A 23,719-nucleotide genomic window follows, 5' to 3' on the forward strand; every position below is an offset into this window, starting at 1 on the left:
GCTTGCCGTTTAACCCTTGACGGGTTGGTCGCTGCCTGTGGCGGTGTCTCGCTTGGCGGTCTTTCCGACGTCGTAGCGGGGGGCGGGACGACGGTTCTTCACACCGGGTGGTCGTCCGGGTCCGGGTCGGCTGGGTTTTGGCGCGCTGGCCGGCTGAAGGACCTTCTGCCGCAGGTGGCGAAATCCTCGCCGGATCCGGGCGGGGGTCAGCCGCTCGGCGGGCAGGGGTTTCTCCCAGGGCCGGCGCAGGTCGACGGCGAGGTGGCGGGCCAGGCGGAGCTGGGTGTGCGCGGCGATCACCAGCCAGGTCCAACGGTCACCGGCCTGCGGGGAACGGATCTTCGGGGCGGTCCAGCCGAGGGTCTGCTTCCAGAGACGGAAGGTGTGCTCCAGGTCGAAGCGGCGCAGGTAGGCCTGCCAGCAGCGGGTGACTTCCTCGGCGTCGGCGCCGGTAGCCGAGGACCACAGCCACACCGGCTTGGCCTCACGCTGGCCGGACAGGTGCTCGACCTGCAGACGGATCACGGTGCCCTCGACGATCGGCAGCCGGCCGGGGTGGTCGGCCCAGGGACCGCGGGAGGCCAGCCGTGGGTGCATCCGGTCGAAGGAGGTGGCCGCGGCCTGCCCGTAGCGGGTGGTGGCTGTCTGTGTCTGCGTGGCCGGGGTCGGCCAGCTGCCCGGGTCGGCCAGCGCCATGACCGCGCCGTGCCGGCGGGGCCGCCCGGCGCGAGGGTCGGCGCCCGGCGACGGGGCGGGGCCGAGCATGATTCGGTCGGCGCGGATCCGCCCGACCAGGTGCACCGGCAGGTCGGCCAGCACGAACGCCAGCCGGGTCACGTCGTAGCCGGAGTCCAGCATCACCATGACCGCCGGGTCGCCGGCACGCCAGTGCCCGGCTGCCTGCAATCGGTGCACGACCGCGCGCAGCTGATCGGCGGTGACCGCGGTCGCGTCATCGGCCGGGCCCAGCCGCACCGCATCCAGCACCGCGGTCCAACTGGTCGGCCCGCTCTCCAGCGCGGCGACGACCTGATACGGCCAGCCCGGGATCCGCTGATCGGCGTTGCGTCCGCGCCCGTAGACGTGGCAGAACAGCCGATCCGGGCAGGTCTCGGCGTCCGGGCGCAGCCACGGCGAGACGTCGACGGCCAACACGATCCGCCCGCCGAACATCCGCGGCACCGGCAGCTCCGCCAGCGTCTCACGCAGCCGGTCGGCATCGACCTGCCCGCAGTTGACCGCGTCGTACAGGGCACCGTGACCACGGCGATGCTCCGGGGCCAGACAGAGCCCGACCAGCGTCTTGACCGGACCCTCGGTGCACAACAACGCGTCGGTCAACTCGAACAGCACATCTCGGCGTCGACCCAGGCACTGGTACACCTCGCCGCGGAACACCCACAGCCGGTCCATCGCAGCCGTGCTCTGGCCAACCCCGCCGACCGGGTCCAGACTGTCCATGACGGCCACCGCCGATTTCTTGGAAGCGTCGCAACTTCAAAGGATCACGCGGTGGCCGCCCTCATGCCAGCCGGAAGCACATCGGTGTAACTCACCGAGGCGCGGACGGGTTAAACGACAAGCTGAGGGGAGGACGATCGCCCAGACGGCGAGCCCCTCGACGGCCCAGGCGGTGCGCCAGCCCGGCACCGGCCGGGCGTGCGCTCACCGGGGCCGTACGGGCTGGGATCGCCGCGTTCTGGAGCCGAGCGGGATCAGTCCCGCGCGGACGCCGTGGCGCCGAGCCGGCGGGCCGGCCGGGCCGCCGTCGGCATCGCCGCGTAGCCGTTGAGCAGCTCGGCCCGCCGCGCGAACGCGCCGGCGCGGTCGTCGGCGATGCAGCGCAGCACGTCGTCGAACGCCGCCTCCAGGACGAAGTGGGTTCCGTCGAGGAGGTGCACCACGGTGTCGCCGTGGTGCTCGATGCGCTCGATGTGGTCGGGGTCGACGGAGAAGTGCTCACCGTTGCGGCAGGTCACAGCGATCACGGGAGCGCGCCTTTCGATCGGCGACGGGCCGGCGACATGCCGTCCCTGCAGGTCTCCCATCGGCCGGTGCGGCCTCCAGCTGGAGCGCGGCCGCCCGAACGGGTGAACCCGCGGCCCTCAGAAGCCGAACAGCAGCCCGAGCCCGCCGACGGTGAAGAGCACCATCACCACGACCAGCGGCAGCTGATCCGATGCCCGGGCGTGCCGCTGTGACCGCAGGGCCTGCTCGTGCGCGAGCGTCACGCCCGCCACGTGCCCGGCGACCACCCCGCCCACCTGCACGTAGGCGATGGTGTCCGGGCTGACGGCGGTCAGGTCGACGGCGTCGTCGTAGGTGCCGAACAGGTCCACGCCGGGCGCGCCGAACGGGTTGCTGGCGAGGATCCACGTCGTCTGCCCGTCGAGGAGCAGCAGGCTGAAGTAGTGGGCGACCGTGTACCCCAGGGCGATCGGGATGACGCTGCTGGCGTACCGGCGCGGCTGGATGCCGGCCGGCTGACCGGCCAGCCGGCCGGACAGCCGGGTGCCGAGGAGGTACAGCAGCGAGATGACGGCGACGCTCCCGAGCAGGCCGAGCGTGCCCGAGAGCGGGTCGTCCGCCGCACCTGGCCCGGTCTGCCACCAGACGGTGCGCGAGAGCCCGTCGAAGGCCGTGGAGCCGAGGAGCACGACGACGACCGCGGCCAGGCCGGCGGCCTGCGGGGTCGCCGTCGCGTTGGCCAGGGGGTTGCGCAGGACCAGGCGGCCGTCGTCCCGGCGCGCCCAGGGGGACAGGCGGGCGATCAGCGTGGAGCAGACCTCGAATCCGTCGCCGGAGGCGAACCAGCCCTCGCCGAACCAGAGGGCGAGTCCGGCGTGCACGGCCGCGTAGCCGACGAGGAAGGCCGCGACCGTGCCCGGCCCGGCGCGGTCCGGGTAGACCAGTTCGAACCAGAGGAAGACCAGCAGGGAGACCGCGGCCGGCCAGAGCCCGAGGGCGGGCAGCCGGTGCGCCCCCGGGGCGGTGGGTGCCAGGGGGCGCAGGATCCGGTGCACGAGCCGGAGCGGGTTCGCCACCCGCCACACCGGCCCGACCATCAGGCTGACCGGCACCAGCCCCACCCAGAAGGTCACGTACAGCGCCCAGGGGGCGAGATTGCGCGCGGTCTCGCCGGGGCCGGCGACGGCGGCGGCGATAACCAGGGCGAGCAACGCCAGCGCGACCGCCTGCAGGCAGCGCCGCAGCACCGGGCCGTCGAGCACCCGCTGCGCCCCGGCCGGCAGCGGCCGCCCCGACGACGGGCCGCCGAGCTTCGGCGCCCGCCAGAACAGCAGCAGGGCGGCGAAGCTGATCAGGATCGCCGCTCCGGCGCCGTACAGCGCCAGGCCGAGAGGGATCGGCAGGTCGGTCCGCGAACCGACGCCGTGCGCGAGCAGGGTCACGAGGTCTCCTCGCCGGCGCTCGTCGGGCTCGTGCCCCCGGGTGCTCTGTCGTCGTGCGACCTCGCCCGCTCGGTCACGAGACCTGCAGCGTCAGCAGCACCGTCCCGGCCTCGTGCAGTTCCAGCTGGAACACCCCGGGGATGGTGGCGTCGAAGCTCAGCTCCGCCGGCTGCCCGGGGACCAGGTCGGCGGTGCGGTCGTAACCGTGCAGGTGCAGCTCGTCGGCGACGTCGCCGGTGACGACGACGGTGACCAGCTCGCCGAGCGGGACGGGCACCCGCCCGGTGTCGCCGCTGACCTCTCCGCCGGCGACCTGCACCTCGATCCGCTGCCCCGTGGGCCCGGCGGGCTCCGGTGCCGCGGTGGTAGCGGTGACCACCGGCGACGTGGTCGCCGCCTCCTGCCCGGCGGAAGCCGTGGTGCCGGCGCACCCGGCCAGCGCCAGGGGCACCAGCGCGGCGACGAGGATCCGGCGCCCGGTCACCGGCGCACCGCCCCGGAGCCGGCCGTCGTCCCCTCGGCGGGGCTGTCCGCCGGGGCGAGGGCGTTCGGCTCCCGCGCGCCGGCCCGGCGGGCGTACCGCCCCACGCCCCACGAGATGACGGTCACCAGCGCCAGCGTGCAGACCAGGACGACCAGGTTGGAGACCGTCCAGAGGCCGCCCTGCGCGTTCTCGAGCTCGCGCTGGAGGATCTCCACCTCCGGGATGGCCGAGCGGGTCATCCCGTCCTCGGCGGGCACCGCGTCGGCATCGATGGCGTCGTCCTGCGGCAGGTAGATCGGCACCGCGGTGAGGACGCGGCCGTCGTGGACGCGCAGCAGCGTCTTCCAGCTGCCGTGCAGCGGGACCGGCTGGGTCGTCCGGTAGGCGCCTTCGCCCGTCCGCTCGAGCGGGGCGACCACCAGGCCGTCGCCCTGCCACGAGGTGATCTGCACCCAGGCGGGGTCGTCGGCGAAGTCCGCCGGGTCCAGCTGCACGGTGACGTTCGCGGTGCGCGGGTCGGCCTGGACGTCCTCGATGCCGAAGGTGGCCTCGATGTCGTCGGGGACGGTGGCCAGCAGGCCGTTGGCGACCGCGGCGGCCAGCACGACCAGGGAGCCGGCGAGCACGGTCCGCGCCACGGCGGGGCGGGGCAGCCGGCGACGCAGACCGGAGGCGAGGAGCGCGCCGAGCAGGCCGCCGGCGACGCCGCCGGCGATCGCCATGAGGGTGCCCTCGACGAGGATGTCGCTGGTCCACGACAGCGTCTGGGTGAACTGCGTCCAGCCCCACTCCGTGGCGTGGCCGACCGTACCGATCAGCACGCCCGCGACCGCGCCGAACGCCAGCGGACGGCGGGCCGGCGGGAGGGACAGCGCGAGCAGCTCCACCACGATCGCCGACCCCAGGTAGAGCGGGAAGGACGGCGTGATCTCGCCGAAGGCGGGCCCGACCACGAAGGAGATGGTGCCGCGGACGACGAGGAAGAAGGCGACCGCCGCGAGTGCGCCGCCGCGGCCCATGAACATCCGGGCGGCCACCAGGGCGAGGCCCGCCGCGCCGGCGATCATGAGCGGCTCGAGCACCAGCCGGAACTGGGGGACGTCGAAGTCGTACTCGCCCTGGAACACCGACATGCCCAGCAGCAACCCGCCCATGGCCGATGCCTGCCGGACGAACCGTGCGGTACGGCCGGCCGGGCGGTCGCCGTCGCCGGTGGACAGGCCGCCGTGGCCCTCCTGCTCGAGGAGGAGCAGCCCGATGACGGCGAGCCCGGCGCCGCCGATGAGCATCAGGTGGGTCGGGCCCCAGAGCGTGACGTCCTGGCCGAACATCCGGTGCCACACGTCGTCGAGGGGGAAGCCGAGCAGGGCGTAGAAGCCGGCGGCGGTGAGGATGATGCCGCCGACCGGCACGTCCCACCCGCGCAGGAAGCGCACGGCAGCGGGGCCCGGCTTCTCGTCCAGCGGCATGGCGCAGGCCAGGACGCCGCCGGCGAACACCCCGAAGAGGCCGAACAGGATGAGGAAGTGCGCCGGGTTGGCCAGCGGGCCCTCGTCACGCCCCACCCCGATGTGCAGGGCGATGTCCCAGAGCATGCCGAGCAGGGCGGTGAGCAGCGAGATCGTCGTCAGGATCGTCGGCAGCGCCACCCAGGCCGGGGCGCCGGTGGCGGCCCCCAACCGGCCGCCGACCCGGCTGAGCACCGTCGAGCGCCGGGTGCGGTGCAGGTGGACGACGGTGAGCAGTGCCGCGGTGAGCGCGAGCCCGATGCCGGTGGCGAGCAGTACCTCGGCGATGGCGGCGCCGCCGGCAGGTCGGTTATCGGCGGCCAGTGGCATGGCTTCCCTCCACGTAATGGAACACCGCTCACGGTGACATCAACTACTGGTACATAGAACGAGCGGATTGCCGGAAGGTGACGACGGGAAGGAGGGCTGCGTGAGTGCAGCGCGTTCAGAGCAGCCGACCGACGGGATCGACAGGGAGCTGACGGTCGACGAGCTCGCCGCACGGGTGGGTGTCACGGTGCGGAACGTGCGGGCGTACTCGGCGCGTGGCCTGCTGCCGCCGCCCCGCATGGTGGGGCGCACCGGCTACTACGGCCGCGAGCACGTCGCCCGGCTCCTCCTCGTGCGCGAGATGCTCGCCGAGGGCTATTCGCTGGCCATGATCGAGCGGACGCTGGCCAGCGCACCGCCGACCGCCAGCTCGGCCACCCTCGCCCTCCACCGCGCTCTGCTGGCCCCGTGGCTGCCGCCCGAGCCGGAGGTCATCACCGGTGCCGAGCTGGCCGCACGGGCCGGCGTCGCGGAGGGCGTCGAGCTCGTCGACCAGCTGATCGGCCTCGGTCTCGTGGAGCGCCTGGACGACGACCGCATCCGGGTGCTCGACCCGGCGCTGCTCATGGCCGGGCTCCAGGTGATGAGCCTGGGCGTGTCGCCGGAGGCCCTCATCGCGGCACAGGCGCAGGTCAACGAGCACGTGCGAGCCATCGCGCGCACCTATGTGCACATGTTCGTCGACACCGGCTGGCGGGCGTTCGTCGAGGCGGGCGCCCCCCGTGAGCAGCTGGCGGACATCCTCGCCACGGTCACCCGGCTGCAGCCGGTGGCCGCGCAGGCGATGCTCGCCGCCTTCCGCACCGAGATGGCGGCCGAGGTGGCCTCCGCCGTGGAGGTGGCGCTCGGCGAGCTGGAGGAGCCGGACGAGGACTAATCGGCAGCGCGTCGGTACGGGCTCTCGCCCTCGGCGATCTCTTCCCGCGCCATGCCTTTCCGGTCGGCCTCCGCCGCAGCTTCACGTGCGCTGATCCGGCGGTCGCGGACCACGGCCGCCGCGACGAGCGCGACGAGGATGGCGGCGGGCACGAAGAAGCCGAGGGTTCCGATGATGCTCAGGCCGTCCATCGCCAGCAGGTCCACCGCTCCGGTCACCCCTCCATGTGACACCGTTCGATGTCACCGAGCAACCCGAGCGGGGGCGGGTCAGCCGGTCGGCCCGGGCCGGTCGCGGCCGCCGCGCCTCAGTCGGAGTCGCGGCCCTCGCGCCAGTAACCCATGAAGGCGACCGATCGACGGTCGATGCCGACGTCCTGGACCAGGTGCCGGCGGAGGCTCTTCACGACGCCCGCCTCGCCGGCCAGCCAGGCGTACACGCCGGAGGAGCGCCGAGGGGGCAGGTCCTCGTCGGGGACCTCCCAGAGGATCCCGGCGTCCACGTCGACGTCGTCGAGCACGACGCCCGGGGTGGGCGTGCGGACGTCGGCCAGTTCGTCCACCGCCGCCATGACGGCCGCGGTGAGCAGGGCACCCCGCGGGGCCGGCGGGGCGCCGCCGCCCGGCCGGCGCGGCAGCCAGGTGATCGCGGCGCCGTCGGGCGCGGCCACGTCGAGGGCGTCGGCAGCGGTGGGGACCTCCAGGAGGATCTTCGCCCGCTGGCCGGGCCGCAGCGTCTCGACGATCGCGCAGACCGCGGGCACGGCGGTCTCGTCGCCGGCGATCAGCAGGCAGGAGGCGTCCGCCGGAGGGTGCCACTCGAAGCCGCCGGTGGGGCCGGGGAAGCGGGCGTTGGGGCCGACGAGCACCACCTCGTCGCCCACGGCTGCTCGCTCGGCCCAGGCCGAGGCCGGACCGGTGGCGCCGTGCAGGACGAAGTCGACGTCGACCTCGCCTCGCTCGGGCCGCAGCCCCCGGACCGTGTACGTGCGGATCGGCATCCGGCGCTCCGGCGGCAGTGCCCGCCAGGCGCCGTACCAGTCGTCGCCCGCCGGGAAGTCGAGGATGCCGCGCCCGGGCAGCGGGAGCATGACCTTGATGCGCTGGTCGAACCCGTTGGAGGAGAAGTCGCCCAGCTCCGGCCCGGTGAAGGTGATCCGCAGGAAGCTGGGGCTGAGCCGCTGCACCCGCGAGACCCGCACCGGGAAGGTTCGGTACGCGGGGATCTGCAGGGTCTGGACCGTCACGGCGCCTCCCGGGTCCGGGCAGGTGCAGACCGTCTCTCGACTTAGGCTAGCCTCACCTGGCTTCCTGCAGTCTGGCACATGCCTGCAGGCCGAGCCAGCTCTCGCCCGCCGGGTGGGCGCACCACCGAAGGAGATCGATGACGATGCGCGTCCTGCAGGCCACCACCCTCGCGGTGGCGGCGACCCTGGCCCTCTCCGCCTGCGGCGGGGAGCCGGAAGCCGAGGAGGCCACGGCAGCCACGTCGGCGGGAGATGCGGAGTTCCCGCGCACGGTCGAGCACGCCATGGGTACGACCGAGATCCCGGAGGAGCCCGAGCGCGTCGTCGTCCTCGACACCGGCGAGCTGGACGCGGCGCTCTCCCTCGGCGTCACGCCGGTCGGCGCGGTGACCACCGACGTCTCCGAGGAGTTCCTCAGCTACCTCGCCGAGGACGCGGAGGGCGTCGAGGTGGTCGGGACGATCCAGGAGCCGGACCTCGAGGCGATCGCCGCTCTCGAGCCGGACCTGATCCTGTCCAACTCGGTGCGGCACGAGGACATCTACGACCAGCTGTCGCAGATCGCCCCGACCGTCTTCGCGGCCGATCTCGGCGACACCTGGAAGGAGAACTTCCTGCTCGACGCCGAAGCGCTCGGCAAGGAGGAGGAGGCCGAGCAGTTGCTCGCCGACTACGAGGAGCAGGCCGACGAGCTGGGCCAGGCGATCGGCGACCCGGGGGCGACGACGATCAGCCCGCTGCGCTTCGTCGGTGGGCCCATCCGCGCCTACCAGCCGGAGTCCTTCATCGGCACGGTGCTGGCCGACATCGGGCTGGACCTCGTCGAGCTGCCCGAGGGCGAGGTGGCCACGTTCGCCGAGCTCAGCGCCGAGCAGCTCACCCAGGCGAACGGTGACGTCGTCCTGTACTCGTCCTACGGATCGGCCGACGAGTCGGGCGAGGCCGCCGTCGTCGCCGGCCCGCTGTGGCCGCGGCTGCCGGCGGTCGAGAACGGGCGTGCCTACGCCGTCGAGGACGACGTCTTCTACACCGGCATCGGGCTCAAGGCCGCCATGCTGCAGCTGGAGCAGCTCGAGGATCTCCTGGTCGGCTGAGAAAGGACCCCTCTGCCCCCCACGCCTCGCAGGCTCGGCGCGGGACCCTGCAGAGGGGCCGAACGACGAGGACCCCCTCCCGGTGACCGGGAGGGGGCCCTCGCTGCTGCGCGCGGCCGGTGCCGTCAGGGCGTCTCGGTGGCGACCTGCGCGGCCAGGTACTGCGGCGCACCCACCCGTTCGATGGCGGCGAGCTGCGCCTCGAACCAGTCGGCGTGCTTCTCCTCGTCGAGGACCATCTCCTCGAACACCGAGGCGGTGCCGTGATCCCCGAGCTCGTGGCACTCCTTCGCGGAGGCGTTGAACTGCGCGACGGCGGCCTTCTCGCTGTCGAGGGCCAGGACGAGCATCTCCTCGGCGGTCTCACCGACGCGGATCGCGCCGAGGCGCTGCACGTTGGGGTGACCGTCGAAGAGCAGGACGCGCTGGATCAGCGCGTCCGCGTCGCGCATCTCGTCGATGGAGAGGTCGTAGAAGACCTTGCCGAGCCTGGGCAGGCCCCATGCGTCGAGCATGCGGGCGTTCAGGAAGTACGTGTTGGTGACCGTGAGTTCGAAGGTCAGCGCGTCGTTCAGCAGTTCGACCACGCGGGGGCTAACGGGCTGCACCGGATACTCCCAGCTCTCGCTCGGCCGGGTGCTCGGTGGTGCCCCCGGCTCGTACCGGGCAATGCTGACACACCAGGTCGCGGAGTGAGCCGACGCAGTTGCCGCAGGTCCGGCCCGCCCCCGTCGCGCGCGCCACGTCGGCGACGCACCGTGCGCCGTTGGCGATGGCCTCGAGGATGTCGCGGTCGGTCACCACGTTGCAGTGGCACACGTACATGGAGGGGGTCGCCTAACGCGAGACAGCAGGGCGGCGGAGCTCCGGGGGAGTCCCGAGGCGCCGCAGAAGCAGGTTAGCCTGGCCTAACCGCTTCGCGCCAGGGGTCCCCGGCCCCTCCGTCGGATGGCTGTCGTCCCGTCGCCCTCGGCCGGATGTCCTGGGCGCCCCGGTGGACGCGGCCGCGGTGGAGCTGCGACCCGGCCACCCCGGGGACAGGAGGACGGCCGGGTCGCGGTCTCAGGCGGCGAGGACGGCGGTCCGCACCAGGAAGAGCAGGACGACGACGGCGAGCGCGACGGCCAGTCCGATGTACAACCGGCGCTCACGCAGCCGGTCGGCCTCGGTCTCGTCGGCCAGGGCCATCGGATCGGCCCACACCGGCAGGCGCCCGCCGCAGCGGGCGAGCTCGTCGGCGGAGAGCACCACCGGGGGGCTGACCCGGTAGGGCTGTCCTGCTCCGGCCAGCTGGTGGACGGCGCTCACGCCGCGACCCTCCCGGTCTTCTCGGTCTTGTCCCAGGTCATCGCGGCCCCGCGGAACTCCTTGACGTAGGCGTCCACGGTGATCGCGCACATCATCGGCCCGAAGCCGACCAGGTAGAGCGCCAGCGGGGTCAGCGGCCGGCCCCAGCGGGTGCCTTCGAGCTTGCGCACGCCGTAGGCCAGCGGGATGCAGAGCACCAGCCAGCTGTAGACGAACAGCGTCCACACCGTCTCGGCGGTGCCCGACAGCGGCACCAGCCCGGGGAAGGCGGCCGTCAGCAGGACGACGAAGGAGATCGCGCCGGGGAACAGCAACGCCTCCCGCCACACCTTCCGGCCGGTGCCGGGATCGACCGACATGGTCAGCGTGACCATGAAGACGAACGTCGCGATCGGGACGAAGACGGCCGCGCCGAAGACCTCGCCGGCCAGCCGGCTGTCCAGCAGGTAGAGCCCGATCAGACCGGTCGCGGTGAGCAGCATCGCCACCGGCAGCAGCAGGATGGCGAACCAGAAGACCCCGAAGAAGAAGCCGCCGAGCCCCGGGTGCACCGATCTGCGGAACCACAGGTGCCGGTACATCGAGGTGATCTGCACGTTCCCGCGGGCCCACCGCAGCCGCTGCTTCCACAGCGCGTCGACGCCGGCCGGCTCCTCGGCCAGCACGCGGGCGTGCGGCTCGAAGACCACCCTGCGCCCACCGAGCTGGGTGCGGAACGTGGTGACGGTGTCCTCGGCCAGCGACGAGGTGTCGATCTGGCCACCGATGGCCAGGAGGTTCTCCCGGGTGTGCAGCTGCGCGCCACCGGCCAGGCAGGCCATCGCGCCTGCGACGTTCTGCGCCCGGCGGGAGGCGGCCTGCGCGGCCAGGTAGTCGAAACCGATGAACCGGGTCATCCCCTTCGGGTCGCGGCTGCCCTCCCGGATGTAGGCGGTGACCGCCCCGACCGTGGGGTCGGCCAGGTGGCGGGTCATCTTCCGCAGCGACGCGGGCTCGTAGATGACGTCGGCGTCCATGATCAGGAGCGCCTCCATCCAGTCGTCGGCGAGGATCTCGCGCAGCCCGTGGTTCAGGGTGTGGGCCTTGCCCTGGCCGCCCTCGTCGCGGCGCAGGTGCACGACCCGGCCCGGGAATCGCCCGGCGCAGGCGGCGAGCACGGCCGGGGTGTCGTCGGTGCTGGCGTCGTCGACGACGTAGACCCGCAGCCGCTCCGGCGGGTAGTCCAGCCCCATCAGCCGCTCGATGCTCATGGGCAGGACCGCGGCCTCGTTCCACGCCGGGATGACGACCGCGACGTTGGGCAGGTAGGGGCCGGTCTCGCGGTAGTGGTTGCGCACCGCGTGCAGCGGGATGACCAGGAACTGCGCCAACCCGGCCACCACGGGGATCGCACCGATGCCGACCAGCGCCAGCAGGAAGACGGTCAGGACCGTCTCGCCGATCCCGGCGACGTCGGCGCCTGCGGAGAGGAACCCGGTCATCGGGTACCCACCAGCCGGGTGGCCGACGCGGCGTCGGACACCCAGGAGTAGCGGCCCACGGTCGAGCACTCGTGGCTGTCGGTGGAGCCGACGAGGGGAACGCCGGCGGCGGCGAGGGCCAGCACCACGCGGGGGCCGGGGCAGCGCCACTTCTCGTTGACCTCGACCGTCGTCCCGCTGCGGACGGCGGCGTCGGCGATCGCGGCCAGGTGGTCGTCGCAGAGCGCACTCTCGTGCAGCCCGATCTTGGGCAGCAGCGAGAAGAGGTGGGCGAGCTGGCCGCGGCCGACCCGCCCCATGGCCCGAACGGTGGCGGTGACCAGGATGTCGAGCGCGTCCTGACCGGTCAGGCCGGTGGCCATCTCCTCGAGCGTCCGGCGCGGGCTCCACGGGCCGTCCGGGCCGGGGAACTGGTGGTCGGCGATGAGGATGCGGTCGACCCCGCCCGGGCCGACGACCAGGTCGTCGGGCACGTCGAGCCGGCCGGAGGCGTCGAGGATCTTGGCCTCGACGCCGGTGAGCACCTCCAGCCCGTCGATGCGGGGGAGCGCGGCCACCTCGGCGAGGAAGCCGGGAACCCACGTCGTCGTCGTCCGGACGTGGTCGACCATGCGGATGCTGGCCAGCCCGGTGTCCCGGGCGGCGACCAGGTTCTCCATCGGGGAGCTGACCGCGTCGTCGGACCAGGTGGAGTGCACGTGGTGGTCGGTGAGCAGCAGGTCCAGCTCACCCACGGCGGTGGTCATCGGCCGGTCTCCTCGAGAACGACGTCGCCCGGGGCGAGGAAGACGTCCTCCAGGTACCGGACGACGGCGAGCTCGGTGAACGGCACCGTCGCCGGCAGCGGCCGGCCCAGCGCCAGATCCAGCGCCAGCGAGGGCATGTCGACCCCCGCCGCGACGGTCAGCGGCATGGCGCCGGGGAACCGCGGGTTCACCTCCAGCAGTGCGGGGCGGCCCGCGGCGTCGCGGCGCAGCTGCACGTTCGCCACCCCCACCAGACCGACGGCGGCGGCCACCCGGCGGGCGGTCTCCTCCAGCTCGGCGTCGGCGACGGTGGCGCCGGCGACCGACACCCCGGAGTCCACGCGCAGGCGCGACCGCGGCACGGCGGCGACCACGTGCCCGTCGGCGTCGGCCAGGGTGTCGACGGAGTACTCGTCGCCGGGCAGGTGCGCCTGCACCAGGACGTCCTCGTCGCTGCCCAGGGCGCGCAGAGAGTCGGCGTCCTCGACCAGGTGCACCCCGCGGGAACCGGCGCCGCGGCGCGGCTTGACGATCACGGGGTAGTCCCAGCTGCCGGGGTCGGTCCCGCCGAGCAGCTCGGTGCGCGGGGTGGGCAGGACGTCGGTGCAGCGGCGGGCCAGGGCGTACTTGTCCAGGCAGACCTCGAGGGTCTCCAGGCTGGGCGCGGCCAGCGTGGTGCCGACCGCGTCGAGGCGCTTGCGCTCGGCGGCCAGCCGCGGCAGCTCCACGTCGACGGTGGAGAAGACGACGTCGACCCGCTCGCGCTCGCAGAGCTCGACGAGGTGGTCGACGAACTCCTCGCTGAGGCCGGGTCGCACCAGATGCCGCGCGGGGGCGTCGACGAGGTAGAGGCCGCTGGCGTAGCGGTCCATGTCGGCCGCGAGCAGCTCGACGTCGTCGCGCAGGGCCAGTGAGCGCAGGACGGCGATGCCGGCCGGGCCGCCGGCGCCGGTCACGAGGACACGGGTGGGAGAGGGGTCAGACACCGGAGCGCTCCGAAGGGTTCGAGGTGGTGGACGAGGAGGACTGGAAGGCGGATCCGCTGGTGGCCCCGACGACGCCACCGGCGTCGCGGACGACCTCGAGCGGCTCGCAGTACTGGCCGCCGCTGGCGTAGCGCGACCAGTAGCGGGCGGTGGCCAGGACGAAGTCGTCCTGCAGGTAGGTACGGATGCCGGCCTGCGAGGTGAAGTTCCTGAGCAGGTCGAGCTTGGTGCCGGTGAAGCCGTCGATGGTCACGAACCGGGTGGGCCGGTAGTCGATCGTGGCCGAGGGGCTCTGGAAGCAGGCGACGGTCGGCACGTTGCGGGTGGCTACGCTCGCCGCCTGGTGGACGGCGCGGTGGTCCTGGTGCCGGTCGTTGGCCGAATGCGTGTAGACGATCGTTGGAGAGACCTCGCGCACGACCCGCTCGATGATCGACGTGGTCGGGTCCATCGGGCTGATCCGGGTGTCCTCGAGGTCCTCCAGGAACAGTCGTGCGCCGATCAGCTCGGCGGCGGCCAGGGATTCGTTCTGCCGGTCGTCCACCTCCCCGCCGCGGGCGCCGCGGGACAGGGTCAGGATGACCACCTGGTCACCGGCGGAACGGTGCGCGGCGAGGGTGCCGCCGACGCCGATCTCGACGTCGTCGGGGTGGGCGCCGATCGCGAGCACCGTCCGCCGGGGTGCTCCTGCGGCACGCTTGGCCTGGGCTGTCTCGGCCAGCCGGCGGATGGTGGCCGCCAAGGTGTCCTTGGGTACCGGCTTGACCAGGAACTCGTCGGCCTGCCGGCGCAGCGCGTCCACGGCGTAGTCGACCGACGCGTGCGCGGTCATGACCGCGATCGGCAGGTCGGTGCGCAGCTGGCGGAGCCGGTCCAGGAACTCCAGGCCGGTCATCCCGGGCATCTCGATGTCGGTGATCGCCGCGTCGAACTCCACGCGTGCGGCCAGCGCCAGCGCCTCCAACGGGTCGGCGCAGGTGGTCACGGACATGCCGCCGCGCTGCAGCACCGTGCGTACGAAGAGTGCGGTGTCGGGATCGTCGTCGACGACCAGGACGTGCAGTGCACCGTCCACGGTTCCGGCTCCCTCGGTCAGTTCTCCCGGGCAGCCCGGGAGGGGGACGGGTGTCCCTCGCGGGAGTTGACGACCGGATCCCGGGCCTTCCTGAGCCGGGCCGTCCCCGTCTCACCCCTCCGGGTGGGAGAACCCGACCGGGGGAGCCACCGGGTGCTCAAGCAGCGGCGATGCGGTGCCGATCACCCGGTCGGGTACGGGAGGACCGACCTTCCCACCGGTGATGCACAGTCGAGGAGGAGTCGTCGTGCCGGAGCAGTCCGTGCTCGTGGTGGAGGACACCCAGGAGATCCGCGAGCTCGTGACCACGGTGCTCGAGCGGGCCGGGTTCGCCGTGCGCGCCGTGGGCACGGGCGCCGACGCGCTGGCCGAGGTGCGGCGGGACCCGCCGGACCTCATCGTGCTCGATCTCGGACTGCCGGATGCCGACGGGACCGAGATCTGCCGGCAGATCCGCGCCGAGACGCCGTGCTACGTGCTGATGCTCACCGCACGCGCGGAGGAGGTCGACCTGCTCATCGGGCTGGCCGTCGGTGCCGACGGCTACATGGCCAAGCCCTTCTCGCCGCGGGAGCTCACCGCGCGGGTGCAGGCGATGCTTCGCTTTCCGCGCACGATGCCGGCGGTCACGACCGACCCCGTCGCGGCCCCGGAGCCGGTGCGCCGGCTCGCCGAGCTCGAGGTGGACGAGGAGAGCCGGGAGGTGCGGGTCGACGGCGCAGTCGTGGACCTGACCCGTACCGAGTTCGACCTGCTGGCTGCCCTGGCGTCCCGCCCGGGCCGGGTGCTCCAGCGGGAGACGCTGCTGCGGGAGGTCTGGCAGACCGACTGGGAGGGCAACCTCCGGCTGGTCGAGGCGCACATGTCCAACCTGCGCCGCAAGCTCGTGGCCGCCGGTCTGAGCTCTCCGGAGATCCGGACGGTCCGGGGAGTGGGCTACCGGCTCGTCGCCTGACCCCCGCCTCGAGGCATAGGAGGCTATGCACCCGTATCGGTGGTCCAGGACGCAGGTATAGCTTCCTTTGCCCCTAAGCGGGCGGGAGGGGCGCACCGGGTCGTCCCGGGCCGTGATCAAACGCCGGCGAGCTCGCGCAGCTGGGTGACCCGGGCATGGGCCAGGACCCCGCGGCGGGCGTCGGCGGCGATGGCCTGGCAGACCGAGGCGACCTCGGGGTGACCCAGCTGGCCGCTGGTGCCGGCGAGGGTCTGCGCGGCGGAGGCGACGGCGGTCGCGTTCCCGGCCCTGGTGTGCCAGTCGATCGCCGACAGGCGGTCGGGGAGCGCATCGGCGTAGAGGCCCTGCAGGCGGGCCATCAGCGCGACGTCCACCAGGTCGGCGTCCTCCGGAGCACCGCCGGCCGGCCGCCCGGCCTGCGCAGCCGGCCCCGTGGTCCGGCCGCGCAGGAAGTCCAGGAGCGCCCGCGCCGTCACCGGCTTGGCGAGCGTGAACAGCGCGCCGGCGGCGGCGGCCGCCTGGTGCACCTCGGCCGTCGGATCGGCGGTGACGACGACGAACCGGGCGCGGGAGCCGTTGCGCCGGATCCGGCGGAGCATCTCCGTGCCGCCGCCGTCGGGCAGCTCGGCGTCCGTGACCACCAGGTCGACCTCGGCGATCAGGGCGTGGCGGACGGCGTCCTCGGGGCCGGCGGCGAGCTGCACCTGCCAGCCGCCCAGGCGCAGCAGGTCGGCGACCTGGTCGCGGGTCGTCGGGTCGGAATCGACGACGAGGGCGGTCAGCACGTCAGCACCGCGGAGCGGGGGGTCTCCGCCGTCCAGCCGTAGCTGGTCAGCGTGATGACCGAGACCCGCGGACGATAGTTCAGGTAGCTCCGGGACACGGTGATGCTGATCGACAGGGTGCTGGCGTCGGTTTCGCCCAGTACGACCGACTTGCCGGTGTTCAGGTGCGCCATGACCCGGTAGCCGGTGACCCCGCGGGGCGTGGTGCTGGCCGGCCAGCTCACGGTGGCCGTGTACCGCCAGCCTCGGCACCCGTCGGTGACGGTGACCGAGGACGGCGCGGCGACGGTGAGAGTGCCGATGGTGGCCTTGGCGGCCGTGCTGTCGGCGAAGGTGGCCGATGCCGGGACGGCGACGCCGACGGCGACGGCGAGCGCGAGGCCGGTGACGGCCAGGGCGCGGCGGATGCGGCTCATGCTCGCTCCTCGTTCTCGTCGCGGGTGGGGCGCCAGATGGTCAGCAGCAGCCAGCCGGCGAGCAGGGCCGGGGCCCCGTAGAGCAGCACCTGGGAGACGACCGGGGTGCGCAGCGCCTGGATGAGGTGGCCGACCTCGGGGAGGACGGCGCGCAGCTCGTAGGCGGTGTCCCCCTCGAGACTGGCGGTCCAGGGGTCGACCGCCCGGTTGGCGTCGCCCTTGGTCTGGACCCGGACCGAACCGTCGCTGCCGGTCTCGACCGACACCACCCGGTGGGTCACGAGGCTGCGGTCGGCGATGGGCTTGTGGTAGGTGATCACCATGCCCTCGGTGACCTCGGAGATCGCGATCGGCGTGACGATGGTGACGTCACCCGGCTCGATCTCGGGAGCCATGCTCGCGGTCAGCATGGTCATGGTGCGGTAGCCGAGCACGTGCGGGCCGACGGCCAGGACGAGGAACGCCAGGACAGCCAGGCCCATCACTCCGCGGACCAGCCACGGGGCGACGCGGCCCGGGGTCCGGGCGACCCGGCCGGCCGGGCGGCCGGCGGCGGAGCGCGTGTCCTCCGCCGGGGGCAGCTCGGCGGCTGCCCCCGGGCGGGACACGGGAAGGGTGGCGGTCATGGCGAGGTCTCCGTGGGGTCGTCAGGCCGGGATCAGCTGGCGGTGCCGGTGCGCTGGGTGCCCGTGAAGACCAGGCTCAGCGAGGTCGACCGGCCCTGGAAGGCGTTGTCGGCGGTGGTCGGCAGCGAGATCGTGAAGGCCAGGTGGTCGGTGCCGCCCACGGCCAGGGACGCCGGGTCGACGAGCGTCCGGGTGCCGGTGACGGGGCCGGTGCTGAGCACGGTCTCCCCGGCGGCGCAGGTCTTGTCGGCCGACCAGGCGACCGAGCAGGACTTGAGCGCCATCTGCAGACCGTTGGTCACGTCGGTCGTGAGGATGGTGTCGCCGGCGGCGCTCGAGCTCAGCGTGACCGAGCCGAGCGGCGCCGTGCCCTTGTTGGCCAGGACGACGATGCCGGTGACCGAGTCGCCCGGGACGAAGCCGGTGGCGTCCACCGCGACGTCCACGGCCGGGCCGGTGAGGTCGATGTCGACGGTGCCCGAGGCGATGGTCGCGGTGACCGGGGTGGTGCTGTCGGTGAAGGTACCGAAGGTGCCCATGCCGGCGACGGCGGCAGCGGCGCCGATGACACCGAGCGAGCCGACGATCTTGCGGGCGGTCGGGCTGGTGGCGAGGGCGGCGGTCTTCGCGCTCATGTCCTGCGTCTCCTGGATCCGTGTGAGGCCACCGGTGTTCCGGTGACATCAAGGACTCTGGCGGCCCAACCGCAGGCCACCCGCCAGCGTTCCGCAAGGGATCCGCAAGAAAAGGACTCCCTCCTCCCCCTCTCGTGCTCGGGGCGGGCCGCGAACCCCTGGGGAAGCACCGCGCCCCAGCTCCCGGGCGGGAGTGGGGGCGCGGGGAGTGCGGCCCGTGGTGGTCAGCCGGCGAGGCTGACGGGCAGTGTCATGGTGAAGGTGGTGCCTACGCCCTCGGAGCTCTCGAGGCCCAGCGTCCCGCCGTGCGCGGTCGTGATCGCCTTGGTGATGGTGAGCCCGAGGCCCACGCCGGGCACTGCGTTGCGCTGGGCGTTGGAGGACCGGAAGAACCGGGTGAACATCTGCCCCTGCTCGCCGGCGGGGATCCCCATGCCGGTGTCGGCGACCGAGAGCAGCGCCACCGGCACCGCGTCGGGGGCAATGACGTCGACGACCTCGCCGTCGGGCGTCCGCCAGGCCGGGCGCAGGACGAGGTCGACCCGTCCACCGGCCGGCGTGAACTTCACCGCGTTCGAGACCAGGTTGTCGCAGGCCTGCCCCAGGCGGACGGCGTCGCCGGAGACGACGAGTCCCTCGTCGGGCACGTCGACGACGATCTGCACCCCCGCGTTGGCCGCGGCCACCCGGGCGGTCTCCTCGGCCGCCCGCACCACGCCGGCGAGGTCCACCTCGGCCGGCTGCAGGGTGAAGCGGCCGCTCTCGACCTGGGCGGTGAAGAGGAGGTCGCCGACCAGCCGAAGGAGCCGCTGGGCGTTGCGCTCCACCGTGGACAGGTACTGCCGCTGCTCCTCGGTGAGCGGCTGGTCCTCGTCGTCCATCACCAGCTCGAGGTAGCCGAGGATCGAGCTGAGCGGCGTGCGCAGCTCATGGCTGATCAAGCTGACGAACTGGTCCTTCATCCGTTCGGTGGCGCGCACTTCCGTCATGTCGGTGCCCACGAAGTTCCAGCCGGCGTGGGCGCCACGGTCGTCCGAGCGCGCCGTGATGGCGACCGAGACGGTCCGGTGCCGCCCGTCGGCGGCGACGTAGGTCCAGTCGCGGACGTCGCTGCCGTTCTCCCGCGCGACGTGCACCAGGGCGTCCAGCCCGGTGGGCGACCCGCCGTCCTCCGCCGCCGCGGTGAGCTCCTCCGGGAGGTGGAAGTCGAGGATCGAGCGCGTCCGGACGACGTCGGGGCGCGGGACGCCGAGCATCTTCTCCGCACCCGGGTTCCAGACCCGGATGGTGCCGTCGCGGTCGGTCCCGATGATGGACTGCTCGGTGACGGCGTCGATGACGCTGGTCATGGTCTGGGCGCGGGCGGCCAGGATCCGCGAGGCGGTGTCCAGCTCGTCGGCCCGGCTCTGCACCTGCGCCAGCAGGGTGGCCCGCTCGCCCTGCAGCCGCGCGATGGCCTGCGCCTGCGCGACTGCGCGGCGGGTGTTCGCGTTGACCGCCACACTGCCGGCGGCGACGACCAGCGGACCCAGTACCAGCGCGCCGGGCAGGGTGGCGGACGCGGCGAGCGGCGCGTCGAGCAGCTGCGGCACGAGGAGAACGGCCGCCGTCCCGGCGACGGCGATCGGTACGCCGCGGCGGCGCGGGTGCGCCGACAGTGCCCACACCGGGCCGAGGAGGAGGAACAGCGTCGTCGGGGCGGCGGTCCCGGCGTAGAGGAGGCCGGTGGCGGCTACGTGCGCGACCGGCACGGCCAGGGATGCGGGGGCGGCAGCCGGCAGGCGGGCGACCCACGCCACCGCGAGGGCGCCGAACGCGAGGGCGAGCCCGCTCAGCACCAGCGCGCGGTCGACGACCGGCACGGAGCCGACCAGCAGCAGCACGGTCGCCACGGTGAACACCATGGTGCCGGCCAGCGGTCCGCGGGCAGCGGCCTGCCGGGCGCGGTGGGAGAGGAGCCGGTGACGCGGACGGGGCCGCGTGTCCGGGCGATCGAGGACGGCGGTCGTCACGCCACCGGCTCCCGCACGGCGAGGGCCCGGACCTGCTGCACCAGACCCGCGACGGTGAACGGCTTCGCCAGGTAGGCGTCCGCGCCGGCGGACAGGCCGCGGGCCACCTCGTCGGGCGAGGCGCCCGCGGAGAGCAGGAGGATGCGGATGCCGGCGGTCGCCGGGTCCTCGCGCAGGGCGGCGCACACCTCCAGGCCGGTCGCGCCCGGCATGGAGACGTCGAGGACGGCGAGGCCGGGCAGCTCGGCCCGTGCCGCCGCCAGGGCCGCGGTGCCGTCGGGGGCGGACGCGACGACCTCGCACCCGGCCTTGCGGACCGCGAGGGACACCAGCCGGCGGATGTCGTCCTCGTCGTCGGCCACCAGCACCCGGGTCCTCCCCGTCGCGGCGGCCGCGGCGTGGTGACCGCCGTCAGGGGAGTGCAGGGCCGGGTCCACGGTGGCTCCCGTCTGTCGTGGTCCCGCACCACTGGTGCAGGCCGATGGCGTCGTCCCGGGGAAGAACGGCGCGCCGACGGGGCGCCTGCAGCGGGGGCCGCGGCGGCTCACCCGTTGGGGTGGGAGCTCGCCCGGACAGCACTGCGCCCCGTCGGGAGAACCCGGCGGGGCGCAGGCGAAGGGGCGGGGACCCCCGGTGTCAGTAGCTGGACTTGTTCTGCACCGACTCCTTGGACTGCTGGGCCTGGCCCTGCACCGACTCCCTGGACTGCTGGGCCTGGCCCTGCACGTCCTGGGCCGCGGACTGGCCCTCCTGCTTGACGGTGTCGGTCGCGTCCTGAGCGGTGGACTTGACCTCCTCCATCGCGTGCTGGGCGGCCGGCTTGAGCTGCTCACCGATCTCCTGCGCGGCCTCCTTGGCCGGCTGGAGCAGCTCGTCCTTGTGCTCGCGGAAGGCCGACTCGGCCTGCTGCGCCAGCTGCTGCTCCTTCTGCGAGGCAGGCAGGAGGCTGGACACCAGCCAGCCCGCACCGAAGGCGATCAGCCCGGCGGCCAGCGGGTTGCCCTGGGCCTGCTGGGTGAGCTGCTGGGGCACCTGCTGGACCGAGTCCTTGGCGTGGGCCGCCCTGTCCTGCATGGACCCCGCAGAGTCCGATGCACTGCCCTGGGCGTGGTGCATCTTGTCCTGCGCGGTGGACATGGTGTCGTGGGCGGAGCCCATCACCTTGTCCTTCAGGCCGCTCACGCGGCCCTTGGCCGCGGTCACCCGACGGTCCACGACGCGGGACGGGTTGACCTTCTCGTTGAGGGCGTCGACGTCGTAGCTGAGCTCGCGCCGGGTGTCCTCGATCTGCCGCCGGATGACGTCCGGGTCACTGCTGGTCATTGGTATCGGCTCCTGCCGTTTCGAAAGACTTCAGCGTTCGGGTGGTCAGTTGGGCTTCAGGGCGCCGGGCACCTGCTGCAGGCTGTCCACGGTGCGCTCGGGCTTCGGGTTCACCTGCTGGAACTTCTTGCGGCCCATCGAGAAGGCCACGGCGCCGACGATGCCCCAGAGGACGGCGACGATGAGCCCCGCCCAGCCGGCGGGGATGGCGCTGGCCAGGGCCCACATGAGGGCGAGGGAGAGGAACAGCGCCACCATGTAGCCGGCGAAACCGGCGGCGCCGAACATGCCGGCGCCCTGCCCCGCCTTCTTGGCCTCGACCTTGAGCTCCACCTTCGCGAGCTCGAGTTCCTGGCGCATCAGCGTGGAGAGGTCCTTGGTCACCTCACCGATGAGCGCCCCGACCGAGACGCCCCCGATGTCGGGGTCCCCACTCGGGGTGGTCGGCGTTCCGCGGTCACCGCTGTAGGCCTGGCTGCCCTCGGAGTAGTCGGCCGCGTAGTTCTGCGGAGTCGGCTCGGCGTAGCCCTGAGGCGTCGCCCCCGAGGGGGTGGCCCCGGAGTAGGGGGTGCTCATGTCAGGCCACCCCACCGGGCCGACGGGCCGGGTCGTCCCAGCCCGCGGGCGTCGCCGGGGGAACCACGGCACCTGCCGGGGGCACCGTGCCGTAGGGCGGCGGGGGCAGCGGGGCGCCGGTGCCGGTGCCGGTGCCGGTGGCCACGCCCGTGGTCGCGGCCGAGTACTCCGAGTACGTCGGCGCCGGGTCGACGTAGTTCGTCGGGGTGCTCCGGTACGCGTTGTCGCCGTTGCTCGAGCCCGAGTCGCTGTGCGCGGCCTTGGCGCCGCTGGTGAGCCGGCCGGCCGCGATGCCCGCGACGGCGGCACCCAGCAGGAACATGCCCGGCTTGCGGCGGGCGAAGCGGCGGACCTCGTCGAGCAGCTCCGCGGGCTCCTTGTTCTGCAGCATCGAGGCGAAGCTCTCGACCGAGCCCGACGCCTGCTGGAGCAGGTCGCGGACGGGGCCGGGTGCGCCCTCGCTGCTGCCATCGGCCAGGTCGCGCATCTGCTGGGCGATGGAGTTCAGGCCCTCGGCCGCCTTCTGCTGCTGGCTGACCGCCTGGTCCTTGAGCTGCGAGCGGCCCTGCTCGACCAAATCCTTGGCCTGCCGCTGCGTCTCGTGCGCGACCTGCTTCGCCTGGTCGGCGGCGGTCGAGGCGACCTGGCTGCCGGCGTGGGCGGCGGTCTGCCCGACGTTGCGGGCCTCGTCCCTGGCGACGTCCTTGGTCTCCTTGGCGGCGTCCTTGGCCGCGCCCTTGGTCGACGAGTCGTCGTTGGTGGTGGTGCCCGTCGTGGCCGGAACCGGTGGCGGGAACGGGGCATCGATGGAGTGAGTCATCGGTCCTCCTCGGCATGCTTCGTGGTCGGTGGGAGCGCTACCCCTCCGCCGTTGCGGCACACATCCGGGAGGCTTCTGCACCGGCCCGGGCGGCCGTGATGACGGTGGTCGGCGCCCCGTGGTGTCGGGCGGGGGAGTTGACGGAAGTCCACCCGGCGCGTCCATGCGTCTCGGGGCGGGATCGGGGTCGCAGGGAAGATCGGCGCCGCGCTGCACCGTCTCACTGCCGCTCGTTCCGCGCAGCCGGGGTGGTACCCGCAGCGGCGGGGTGATCAAACGGGAAGATCAGCCGGCCCAGGGGAAGTGCGGCGGCCGCCGCTCGGCGAAGGCCGCGACGCCCTCGGGGAGCTCGCCGGCGGCGACGGTCTCCCGGTAGCGGCCGCCGCCGAACCTCCCGCCCCCACGGCGGGCGTCCCGGACGTTCGACGTGTCGAGGTCGGCGCCCTCGCTGTACCGCATCCCGTGCTGCTCCTCCCGACGGCCCGGCCGTCGAACCGTGCCACCGGACGGGGGCGTCCGCGACTCGGGTCGCCGCGCGGGGGCGCTCGCCCGGTCCTAGGTTCGGAGGCATGCCGCTAGAGGGGGAGTACGAGCCGAGTCCGCAGCAGTGGGTCCGTGAGCAGGTCGAGCGGTACGAGGCGACCGGCGGCCGCGAGGCGAACACCTTGCTGGACACCGGTCTGCCGGTGGCGATCTTCAGTACCCGCGGCGCCTCGAGCGGCAAGGTGCGCAAGCAGCCGCTGATGCGGGTCGAGCACGACGGCGTCTACGCGATGGTCGCCTCGAAGGGTGGCGCACCGAGCGATCCCGCCTGGGTGGTCAACCTGCGGGCGCACCCGGACCAGGTCACGGTGCAGGACGGCCCCGAGCCGTGGGACGGCGTGGCCCGCGAGATCTCAGGTGCCGAGCGGGACGGGTGGTGGCAACGGGCCGTGGCCGCCTATCCGCCCTACGCCGAGTACCAGGAGAAGACCGAGCGGCAGATCCCGGTCTTCCTCGTCGAGCGCCGCTGACGCCGGCGCGGCG

At 73.4% G+C, this 23,719-nt stretch carries 28 protein-coding genes; 4 read left to right on the plus strand and 24 right to left on the minus strand.

From position 1 onward, the window contains the following. Positions 1-9: 9 nt before the first annotated feature. The 5 genes from QOZ86_RS16910 to QOZ86_RS16930 form a co-directional block, all read right to left on the minus strand. Positions 10-1,470: an NF041680 family putative transposase gene (locus QOZ86_RS16910; RefSeq protein ID WP_284493139.1), complete on the minus strand. Its 1,461-nt coding sequence runs from the start codon at positions 1,468-1,470 to the stop codon at positions 10-12. 245 nt (positions 1,471-1,715) lie between these two features. Further along, complete coding sequence (locus QOZ86_RS16915) at positions 1,716-1,988, minus strand: flagellar FlbD family protein (protein WP_284493140.1); 273 nt, start codon at positions 1,986-1,988, stop codon at positions 1,716-1,718. 117 nt (positions 1,989-2,105) lie between these two features. Beyond that, positions 2,106-3,410, minus strand: coding sequence for a hypothetical protein (locus QOZ86_RS16920; protein ID WP_284493141.1), 1,305 nt, complete (start codon positions 3,408-3,410; stop codon positions 2,106-2,108). Positions 3,411-3,483: 73 nt separating this feature from the next. Further along, positions 3,484-3,894, minus strand: coding sequence for a cupredoxin domain-containing protein (locus tag QOZ86_RS16925; protein ID WP_284493142.1), 411 nt, complete (start codon positions 3,892-3,894; stop codon positions 3,484-3,486). Further along, the gene (locus QOZ86_RS16930; protein ID WP_284493143.1) at positions 3,891-5,732 is read right to left on the minus strand and encodes a hypothetical protein; all 1,842 of its coding nucleotides are present in this window, start codon (positions 5,730-5,732) and stop codon (positions 3,891-3,893) included. The genes QOZ86_RS16925 and QOZ86_RS16930 overlap by 4 nt, the downstream gene beginning before the upstream one ends. 100 nt (positions 5,733-5,832) lie before the next feature. Between QOZ86_RS16930 and QOZ86_RS16935 the strand changes: the two genes are divergently transcribed. Continuing rightward, positions 5,833-6,609 carry a MerR family transcriptional regulator gene (locus QOZ86_RS16935; RefSeq protein ID WP_284493144.1) on the plus strand — a complete coding sequence of 259 codons (777 nt, stop codon included), beginning with the start codon at positions 5,833-5,835 and terminating at the stop codon, positions 6,607-6,609. Here QOZ86_RS16935 and QOZ86_RS16940 read toward each other — a convergent pair. Together QOZ86_RS16940 and QOZ86_RS16945 are read right to left on the minus strand one after the other, a co-directional pair. After that, the gene (locus QOZ86_RS16940; RefSeq protein WP_284493145.1) at positions 6,606-6,815 is read right to left on the minus strand and encodes a hypothetical protein; all 210 of its coding nucleotides are present in this window, start codon (positions 6,813-6,815) and stop codon (positions 6,606-6,608) included. The two genes, QOZ86_RS16935 and QOZ86_RS16940, sit on opposite strands and share 4 nt — an antisense overlap. A 101-nt stretch (positions 6,816-6,916) precedes the next feature. Continuing rightward, entirely contained in the window at positions 6,917-7,855 is a 939-nt protein-coding gene (locus QOZ86_RS16945; protein WP_284493146.1) for a siderophore-interacting protein, read from the minus strand. Positions 7,856-7,992: 137 nt separating this feature from the next. On the opposite strand from QOZ86_RS16945, the gene QOZ86_RS16950 reads away from it, so the two are divergent. Continuing rightward, complete coding sequence (locus QOZ86_RS16950; protein ID WP_284493147.1) at positions 7,993-8,949, plus strand: ABC transporter substrate-binding protein; 957 nt, start codon at positions 7,993-7,995, stop codon at positions 8,947-8,949. A 125-nt stretch (positions 8,950-9,074) separates the two neighbouring features. Here QOZ86_RS16950 and bfr read toward each other — a convergent pair whose 3' ends face one another. The 7 genes from bfr to QOZ86_RS16980 all read right to left on the minus strand — a co-directional run bounded on the left by bfr (position 9,075) and on the right by QOZ86_RS16980 (position 14,545). Next, positions 9,075-9,557: a bacterioferritin gene (gene bfr, locus QOZ86_RS16955; RefSeq protein WP_284493148.1), complete on the minus strand. Its 483-nt coding sequence runs from the start codon at positions 9,555-9,557 to the stop codon at positions 9,075-9,077. After that, positions 9,544-9,774, minus strand: coding sequence for a (2Fe-2S)-binding protein (locus QOZ86_RS21280; protein WP_431521231.1), 231 nt, complete (start codon positions 9,772-9,774; stop codon positions 9,544-9,546). Before QOZ86_RS21280 ends, bfr begins: the two co-directional genes overlap by 14 nt. Before the next feature lie 237 nt (positions 9,775-10,011). Next, entirely contained in the window at positions 10,012-10,257 is a 246-nt protein-coding gene (locus QOZ86_RS16960; protein ID WP_284493149.1) for a hypothetical protein, read from the minus strand. Continuing rightward, entirely contained in the window at positions 10,254-11,738 is a 1,485-nt protein-coding gene (locus QOZ86_RS16965; protein WP_284493150.1) for a glycosyltransferase family 2 protein, read from the minus strand. Before QOZ86_RS16965 ends, QOZ86_RS16960 begins: the two co-directional genes overlap by 4 nt. Next, positions 11,735-12,484, minus strand: a complete 750-nt coding sequence (locus QOZ86_RS16970) for a histidinol-phosphatase (protein ID WP_284493151.1) — start codon at positions 12,482-12,484, stop codon at positions 11,735-11,737. Before QOZ86_RS16970 ends, QOZ86_RS16965 begins: the two co-directional genes overlap by 4 nt. Next, entirely contained in the window at positions 12,481-13,470 is a 990-nt protein-coding gene (locus QOZ86_RS16975) for an ATP-grasp domain-containing protein (RefSeq protein WP_284493152.1), read from the minus strand. Before QOZ86_RS16975 ends, QOZ86_RS16970 begins: the two co-directional genes overlap by 4 nt. Continuing rightward, positions 13,463-14,545, minus strand: a complete 1,083-nt coding sequence (locus QOZ86_RS16980) for a response regulator (RefSeq protein WP_284493153.1) — start codon at positions 14,543-14,545, stop codon at positions 13,463-13,465. The genes QOZ86_RS16975 and QOZ86_RS16980 overlap by 8 nt, the downstream gene beginning before the upstream one ends. A gap of 247 nt (positions 14,546-14,792) precedes the next feature. Here QOZ86_RS16980 and QOZ86_RS16985 point away from each other — a divergent pair, with 247 nt between their 5' ends. Beyond that, a complete protein-coding gene (locus tag QOZ86_RS16985) occupies positions 14,793-15,500 on the plus strand; it encodes a response regulator transcription factor (protein WP_284493154.1) in 708 nt (235 codons plus the stop codon). A gap of 116 nt (positions 15,501-15,616) precedes the next feature. Here QOZ86_RS16985 and QOZ86_RS16990 read toward each other — a convergent pair whose 3' ends face one another. The 10 genes from QOZ86_RS16990 to QOZ86_RS17035 form a co-directional block, all read right to left on the minus strand. Next, entirely contained in the window at positions 15,617-16,285 is a 669-nt protein-coding gene (locus QOZ86_RS16990) for a response regulator (RefSeq protein ID WP_284493155.1), read from the minus strand. After that, positions 16,279-16,701, minus strand: coding sequence for a hypothetical protein (locus tag QOZ86_RS16995; RefSeq protein ID WP_284493156.1), 423 nt, complete (start codon positions 16,699-16,701; stop codon positions 16,279-16,281). The genes QOZ86_RS16990 and QOZ86_RS16995 overlap by 7 nt, the downstream gene beginning before the upstream one ends. Then, complete coding sequence (locus QOZ86_RS17000; protein WP_284493157.1) at positions 16,698-17,327, minus strand: signal peptidase I; 630 nt, start codon at positions 17,325-17,327, stop codon at positions 16,698-16,700. The genes QOZ86_RS16995 and QOZ86_RS17000 overlap by 4 nt, the downstream gene beginning before the upstream one ends. Before the next feature lie 32 nt (positions 17,328-17,359). Beyond that, positions 17,360-17,962 (minus strand): TasA family protein, encoded by a 603-nt coding sequence (locus tag QOZ86_RS17005; RefSeq protein WP_284493158.1) that lies wholly within the window; start codon positions 17,960-17,962, stop codon positions 17,360-17,362. Positions 17,963-18,186: 224 nt separating this feature from the next. Then, on the minus strand, positions 18,187-19,974 hold the full coding sequence (locus QOZ86_RS17010; RefSeq protein ID WP_284493159.1) for an ATP-binding protein: 1,788 nt from the start codon (positions 19,972-19,974) through the stop codon (positions 18,187-18,189). Continuing rightward, positions 19,971-20,411, minus strand: a complete 441-nt coding sequence (locus QOZ86_RS17015) for a response regulator transcription factor (protein ID WP_284493160.1) — start codon at positions 20,409-20,411, stop codon at positions 19,971-19,973. The genes QOZ86_RS17010 and QOZ86_RS17015 overlap by 4 nt, the downstream gene beginning before the upstream one ends. Positions 20,412-20,610: 199 nt before the next feature. Next, complete coding sequence (locus QOZ86_RS17020; protein ID WP_284493161.1) at positions 20,611-21,297, minus strand: DUF3618 domain-containing protein; 687 nt, start codon at positions 21,295-21,297, stop codon at positions 20,611-20,613. Positions 21,298-21,342: 45 nt separating this feature from the next. After that, entirely contained in the window at positions 21,343-21,873 is a 531-nt protein-coding gene (locus QOZ86_RS17025; protein ID WP_284493162.1) for a phage holin family protein, read from the minus strand. Between the two features lies 1 nt (position 21,874). Further along, positions 21,875-22,693, minus strand: coding sequence for a hypothetical protein (locus QOZ86_RS17030; RefSeq protein WP_284493163.1), 819 nt, complete (start codon positions 22,691-22,693; stop codon positions 21,875-21,877). A 285-nt stretch (positions 22,694-22,978) separates the two neighbouring features. After that, the gene (locus QOZ86_RS17035) at positions 22,979-23,152 is read right to left on the minus strand and encodes a hypothetical protein (RefSeq protein ID WP_284493164.1); all 174 of its coding nucleotides are present in this window, start codon (positions 23,150-23,152) and stop codon (positions 22,979-22,981) included. A gap of 110 nt (positions 23,153-23,262) precedes the next feature. Here QOZ86_RS17035 and QOZ86_RS17040 point away from each other — a divergent pair, with 110 nt between their 5' ends. Next, positions 23,263-23,706, plus strand: coding sequence for a nitroreductase family deazaflavin-dependent oxidoreductase (locus QOZ86_RS17040; protein WP_284493165.1), 444 nt, complete (start codon positions 23,263-23,265; stop codon positions 23,704-23,706). Positions 23,707-23,719 lie beyond the last annotated feature (13 nt).

Origin of the sequence: Blastococcus capsensis, assembly GCF_030165005.1 — a bacterium.
GTDB classification, from domain to species: domain Bacteria; phylum Actinomycetota; class Actinomycetes; order Mycobacteriales; family Geodermatophilaceae; genus Blastococcus; species Blastococcus capsensis.

Excerpts from the sequence above, each read along its gene's own strand:
- QOZ86_RS16930 (WP_284493143.1), bottom strand. The coding sequence starts at position 5,732 with ATGCCACTGGCCGCCGATAACCGACCTGCCGGCGGCGCCGCCATCGCC.
- QOZ86_RS16950 (WP_284493147.1), top strand. The coding sequence starts at position 7,993 with ATGACGATGCGCGTCCTGCAGGCCACCACCCTCGCGGTGGCGGCGACC.
- QOZ86_RS21280 (WP_431521231.1), bottom strand. The coding sequence starts at position 9,774 with ATGTACGTGTGCCACTGCAACGTGGTGACCGACCGCGACATCCTCGAG.
- QOZ86_RS16965 (WP_284493150.1), bottom strand. The coding sequence starts at position 11,738 with ATGACCGGGTTCCTCTCCGCAGGCGCCGACGTCGCCGGGATCGGCGAG.
- QOZ86_RS16970 (WP_284493151.1), bottom strand. The coding sequence starts at position 12,484 with ATGACCACCGCCGTGGGTGAGCTGGACCTGCTGCTCACCGACCACCAC.
- QOZ86_RS16995 (WP_284493156.1), bottom strand. The coding sequence starts at position 16,701 with ATGAGCCGCATCCGCCGCGCCCTGGCCGTCACCGGCCTCGCGCTCGCC.
- QOZ86_RS17000 (WP_284493157.1), bottom strand. The coding sequence starts at position 17,327 with ATGACCGCCACCCTTCCCGTGTCCCGCCCGGGGGCAGCCGCCGAGCTG.
- QOZ86_RS17005 (WP_284493158.1), bottom strand. The coding sequence starts at position 17,962 with ATGAGCGCGAAGACCGCCGCCCTCGCCACCAGCCCGACCGCCCGCAAG.
- QOZ86_RS17020 (WP_284493161.1), bottom strand. The coding sequence starts at position 21,297 with ATGACCAGCAGTGACCCGGACGTCATCCGGCGGCAGATCGAGGACACC.
- QOZ86_RS17025 (WP_284493162.1), bottom strand. The coding sequence starts at position 21,873 with ATGAGCACCCCCTACTCCGGGGCCACCCCCTCGGGGGCGACGCCTCAG.
- QOZ86_RS17030 (WP_284493163.1), bottom strand. The coding sequence starts at position 22,693 with ATGACTCACTCCATCGATGCCCCGTTCCCGCCACCGGTTCCGGCCACG.
- QOZ86_RS17035 (WP_284493164.1), bottom strand. The coding sequence starts at position 23,152 with ATGCGGTACAGCGAGGGCGCCGACCTCGACACGTCGAACGTCCGGGAC.
- QOZ86_RS17040 (WP_284493165.1), top strand. The coding sequence starts at position 23,263 with ATGCCGCTAGAGGGGGAGTACGAGCCGAGTCCGCAGCAGTGGGTCCGT.